Source organism: Variovorax sp. 01T439_2 (assembly GCF_056398445.1).
This window is the reverse complement of sequence record NZ_JBFTPJ010000399.1, coordinates 1-4984: the sequence shown is the minus strand read 5'-3', so window position 1 is coordinate 4984 and position 4984 is coordinate 1. Positions and strand designations below refer to the sequence as shown.

At 68.2% G+C, this 4984-nt stretch carries 5 protein-coding genes and 1 pseudogene; 1 reads left to right on the top strand and 5 read right to left on the bottom strand.

What is annotated here, in order from left to right; all coding sequences use genetic code 11:
- The first annotated feature begins 53 nt into the window (after positions 1 to 53).
- Positions 54 to 1514, top strand: coding sequence for an N-acyl-D-amino-acid deacylase family protein (locus AC1DOC_RS18675; protein WP_478080509.1), 1461 nt, complete (start codon positions 54 to 56; stop codon positions 1512 to 1514).
- A gap of 6 nt (positions 1515 to 1520) precedes the next feature.
- Here AC1DOC_RS18675 and AC1DOC_RS18670 read toward each other — a convergent pair whose 3' ends face one another.
- From AC1DOC_RS18670 to AC1DOC_RS18650, 5 genes and pseudogenes are all read right to left on the bottom strand, one after another.
- Entirely contained in the window at positions 1521 to 1733 is a 213-nt protein-coding gene (locus tag AC1DOC_RS18670; RefSeq protein ID WP_012746693.1) for a hypothetical protein, read from the bottom strand.
- Positions 1734 to 1867: 134 nt separating this feature from the next.
- On the bottom strand, positions 1868 to 2764 hold the full coding sequence (locus AC1DOC_RS18665) for a ZIP family metal transporter (protein ID WP_478083196.1): 897 nt from the start codon (positions 2762 to 2764) through the stop codon (positions 1868 to 1870).
- A gap of 106 nt (positions 2765 to 2870) precedes the next feature.
- Positions 2871 to 3770 carry a dienelactone hydrolase family protein gene (locus AC1DOC_RS18660; RefSeq protein WP_478130251.1) on the bottom strand — a complete coding sequence of 300 codons (900 nt, stop codon included), beginning with the start codon at positions 3768 to 3770 and terminating at the stop codon, positions 2871 to 2873.
- 117 nt (positions 3771 to 3887) lie between these two features.
- On the bottom strand, positions 3888 to 4625 hold the full coding sequence (locus tag AC1DOC_RS18655) for an aspartate/glutamate racemase family protein (RefSeq protein WP_012746690.1): 738 nt from the start codon (positions 4623 to 4625) through the stop codon (positions 3888 to 3890).
- A gap of 20 nt (positions 4626 to 4645) precedes the next feature.
- A pseudogene (locus tag AC1DOC_RS18650) lies at positions 4646 to 4984 on the bottom strand (amino acid ABC transporter substrate-binding protein); the annotation flags it as partial.

Here is a 4984-nt window from a genome sequence, read left to right as displayed (position 1 = left end):
CCCTGAACAAGAGCGCCCCGAACAAACGTCCTTGAAAACATGAAAGGCCTCGCATGAGCACACTAAAAAACCACTACGACCTGCTGATCCGCGGCGGCACCGTGATCGACGGCACCAAGGCGCCGCGCTTCGAGGCCGACGTGGGCATCGCCCGTGGCCGCATCGCCGCCATCGGCAACCTTGCAGGCCACACCGCCGACCGGACGCTCGACGCCACCGGCCGCATCGTCGCGCCAGGCTTCATCGACTCGCACACGCACGACGACCAGGCCGTGCTGTCGCAGGCACAGATGCCGTTCAAGGTGTCGCAGGGCGTGACCACCGTGATCGCGGGCAACTGCGGCATCAGCGCCGCGCCGCTGCGCGAGGACATGGAGCTGCCGATGCCGCTGAGCCTGCTCGAGTCGCCGGCCGCGGGCCGGTTCACGAGCTTTGCGGCGTATCTCGATGCGCTGCGCGCCACGCCATCGTCCGTGAACGTGGCCGCGATGGTGGGGCATTCGACCCTGCGCGCCGTGGTCATGTCCGACCTCGACCGCCCTGCCAACGACAGCGAGATTGCCGCGATGCAGGCGCTGGTCGAGGAAGCCATGCAGGCCGGCGCGATCGGCCTGTCGACCGGCACCTTCTATCCGCCGGCCGTGAAAGCGACCACCGAGGAGATCATCGAGGTCGCCCGCCCGCTCAGCGCGCGCAGGGCGCTCTACGTGACGCACATGCGCGACGAGGCGGACCGCGTGATGGAGTCGCTCGAAGAAACCTTCCACATCGGCCGCGCGCTCGGCGTTCCCGTGGTGGTGTCGCACCACAAGGTGCAGAACGCGCAGAACTTCGGCAAGAGCAAGGTCACGCTGCCCTTCATCAAGGAAGCGATGCGCCACCAGTGCATCGGGCTCGACTGCTACCCCTACACGGCGGGCTCCACCATGATCCGCACCGACCGCGGCATGATGGATGGCCGCGTGCTGATTGCATCGAGCGTGCCGCACCCCGAATGCGCCGGCCGCGACCTGAAGGACATCGCGGCCGAATGGGGCGTGTCCGGCGAAGAGGCGGCCAAGCGGCTTTCGCCCGGCAGTGCGATCTATTTCATGATGGACGAGGACGACGTGCAGCGCATCCTCGCCTTCGAAGACACCATGATCGGCTCCGACGGCATTCCGCTCGGCGAGAAGCCGCATCCGCGGCTCTGGGGCACCTTCCCGCGCGTGCTGGGCCACTACAGCCGCGACGTCGGCCTGTTTCCGCTGGAGACGGCGGTGTGGAAGATGACCGGGCTCACCGCGCGCAACTTCGGGCTGCACGAGCGCGGCGCGCTGAAGCCGGGTCACCATGCGGACGTGGTGATCTTCGATGCCCAGGCGGTGCGCGACACGGCCAGCTACGCGTCGCCGACCTTGCCGGCCGAAGGCATCGATGCGGTGATCGTGAACGGCGCCGTCACCTGGCAGCACGGCGCGCACAGCGGCGCGCGCAACGGGCAGGTGATCACGCGGCGCGACGCGAAGGCCTGACGGGGATCAGTCGGGGGCGTTCATCACGCGGTCGAACTCCTCGTCGGCCGGAACGTTGTCGGCGTCGAGCTCGCTCGCATCGGTGAGATCGATGCCGGTTTCCTCCGACAGGTCGTCGGAGATTTCGCTGTCGGTCTCCTCGAAGTCGTCGGCTGGCGTGTTGTCGTCGTCTTCGTCGGACGACGAGGCGGAACGCGCGGTGGCGTCGACGTGAATCATGATCGGCTCCTCAGGCTGAATACTGGACGAACCCCTATAGTGCGCCTGTTTCGGCCATTCCGGTTCACCTGAGGGGCGGCGTCGGTGTCGGAAAGTTTCGCTGCACCGGCGCCGACGGCCTGGCCGCCCTGCTCTCAGTCCTTGTGGACGTGGCCATGTTCCCCGTGGCCTTCGTCCTGGCCATGGTCGCCGTGGCCGTGCTCTCCGTGGGCGAGACGGCTCACCAGCGAGACCAGCGCGATGCCCACCACCAGCCACACGATCTGCGCCGCGGTCTGCCGCGCGGGCAGCCGCTTCTGCAGCTGGGGAATCAGGTCGGCCAGTGCCACGTAGACGAAGCTGCTGCTGGCCAGCACCAGGAAGTACGGCAGCCAGCCGTGCAGCTGGTCGACCAGCCACCATCCCACGATGCCGCCGAGCATGGTCATGGTGCCGGCCAGCGACACCTTGACGAGCGCCGCGCGCTGGTTGGCCGAGCTCTGGCGCAGCACGACCAGGTCGCCGATGTGGTGCGGCACCTCGTGCGCCAGCACGGCCACGGCCGCCACCAGGCCCAGGCGGACGTCCGCGATGAAGGCCGACGCGATCAGGATGCCGTCGCCGAAGCAGTGCACGCTGTCGCCGGTGAGCACGGCCCAGCCGCCGCCCATGCGGGGCGCGTGGGCATGCGCATGGCCGTGGTGGTGGCCGTGGTCGTGGCCATGGCCGTGATCGCCGTGATCGCCGTGATCGCCGTGATGGTGCTCGTGCCCGTGGTGCCAGAGCTCGGCCTTGTCGAGCAGGAAGAAGAACACCAGCCCGAACAGCAGCACGCCGAACAGCAGCGCGGGCTCGATGCGGCTTTCGAAGGCTTCGGGCAAGAGGTGCATGAACGCGGTGGCCAGCAGCGCGCCCGCGGCCAGGCTCAGCAGGTGCTGCGAATTCACGCCGCCCGAACCGTTGCGAACGCCCACGCGCAGGAGCAATGCGGCCAGCCACACGCTTCCGATGCCGGCAACCAGGGTCGCCGCGATGATCACTATCAAATTCATAGCTGCTTGCGCAATGTCGATGGGCATCGATGCCCGATACCGTTCATAAAAAGAGAAAAGGCCGTCACTCGGACGGCCTTCGGCGGTGGGTGGCTGCTGGCGGCCGTCAGGCGACGCCATTGGCTTTGAACCAGGCCGTGGCGCGCTGCCATCCGTCTTCGGCCGCGCTCTTTGCATAGCTCGGGCGATRGTCGGCATGGAATGCGTGGCCTGCTTCGGGATACACGACGAAGCTCGAAGCCTTGGCCGCCGGGGTTCCGGTGGCCAGGGCGGCTTTCATCTTATCAACCGTGTCAAGGGGGATGCCCTGGTCCTTGCCGCCGTAGAGGCCGAGCACGGGCGCCTGCAGGCTGGCCGCGACGTCGATCGGATGCCTGGGCGTGAGTTGGCTCGGCTGGCCGACCAGCCGGCCGTACCAGGCCACGCCGGCCTTCACCTTGCCGGTGGCCGCATAGAGCCACACGATGCGGCCGCCCCAGCAGAAGCCGGTGATGCCGGCCTTGGCCACGCTGCCGCCATTGGCCGCGGCGTAGGCCAGCGCGCCGTCGAGGTCGGCCATGACCTGCGCATCGGGCACCTTGCTCACGATGTCGGCCTGCAGCTTGGGAATGTCGGTGTAGCTCTTGGCATCGCCCTGCCGTGCATAGAGTTCGGGCGCAATGGCCAGGTAGCCGAGCTGGGCGAAGCGCCGGCAGGTGTCGGCGATGTACTCGTGCACGCCGAAGATTTCCTGCACCACCAGGATCACGGGCAGGCCGGTCTTGCCGGCCGGCGCGGCCGCATAGGCTGGCACCTCGAAGCCGTTGACGGTGTACTTGATGGGCCCGGCCTTCAGGCCTTCGGCCGAGGTGCTGACGGCGGTCTGCGCCATGACCGGCATGACCGCGGCCGCGTAGCCCACGCCAACGGCGGCCTTGAGCGCGGTGCGGCGCGTGGTGCCCTGCTCGGTGCTCTGGCCGGGGCGAAGCGAATCGAAATCGGAACGGCTGTCGTCGCGAAGGGACATGGGTAGGGCTCCAGTTGAATCGTCGGACAAGGAGGGCATGCGCGAAAACGCACGCCGCAATGTAGGCGAAATCAGCCGGCCCCGTCTGTCGGCAGGGTTGCTGGCTGGCTCGGCTTTCTAGTCGCGGTAGGCGCGGCGCGCCAGCGCGGCGGCCAGCACCTGGGCCGGGTCGACCAGGCTCAGCCCGGCCACGGCGGCCGAGCCCTGCAGCCCGAGCGGCACCTCGGTGCAGCCCATGATGATGGTGACCGGCCCGTGGCGCTCTGCGAGCCGCAGCGCCACCTGCGAAAAACACGCTTCGGCGAGCTGCATGTTGCCGGCCTTGACGCCGTCGAAGATGCCGCGCGTGATGATGCGGCGCTCTTCGGCCAGCGGCACATGGCAGTCGAGCCCTGCCTCGGCCAGCGCCTGTTCGTAGAGCCGCACGCGGTAGGTGCCTTCGGTGGCCATCAGCGCCACGCTGCCCGTGCCCTGCGCGGCCAGATGCCGCGCCACCTCGCGTGCCATGTGCAGCAGCTCGACCTGCGGAAAGCGCTCCTGCAGCCGGGCATGCCAGGCATGCGCGGTGTTGCAGGCAATGGCCACCGCCTGGCTGCCCAGCGCGGCAAGCCGCCCGAGCGCCTGCAGCATCGGCTCGAGCGGCTGGTGCGCGCCGTTCTCGGCCGAGCCCAGCGCATCGGTGCGGTCGGGAACCGGCACCTGCGCGAGCCAGTGCTCCGGAAAGGACTGGTCCCGCACCGGCTCCCCGCGCGCGCGCATCTGCTGTGCGCAGGCCTGCACGAACAGCCGGACGAAGTCGGCCCCCGCCGCAGGGCCCATGCCGCCCAGGATGCCAACGACGTTCGTGGAAGCCATTGATCGCGTACGTCCGTGGGTCAGGTCGCCGGCTTGTCGGAAGGCGCCTTGATGTTGTCCTTGAGCTGCTGGCTCATGGGCAGGTTCAGCGGCACGTTCTTCGGCGGGATCGGCGACATGAACCACTTGGTGTAGAGCTTCTCGAATTCGCCGCTCTTCATCATGCCGATGAAGGTGTCGTCCACCAGCTTCTTGAAGGCCGGGTCGTCCTTGGGCAGCATGCAGGCATAGGGCTCGACCTGCAGCGGCTCGCCCACCACCTCGTAGTCGGCCGGGTTCTTGGCGTTGGCGATCAGGCCGAACAGCAGGATGTCGTCCATGGCAAACGCCACGGCGCGGTCGCTTTCCACGAGCAGGAA

Coding starts and splice junctions, on each gene's coding strand:
- AC1DOC_RS18670 (WP_012746693.1), bottom strand. CDS start 1,733: ATGATTCACGTCGACGCCACCGCGCGTTCCGCCTCGTCGTCCGACGAA.
- AC1DOC_RS18675 (WP_478080509.1), top strand. CDS start 54: ATGAGCACACTAAAAAACCACTACGACCTGCTGATCCGCGGCGGCACC.
- AC1DOC_RS18655 (WP_012746690.1), bottom strand. CDS start 4,625: ATGGCTTCCACGAACGTCGTTGGCATCCTGGGCGGCATGGGCCCTGCG.
- AC1DOC_RS18665 (WP_478083196.1), bottom strand. CDS start 2,764: ATGAATTTGATAGTGATCATCGCGGCGACCCTGGTTGCCGGCATCGGA.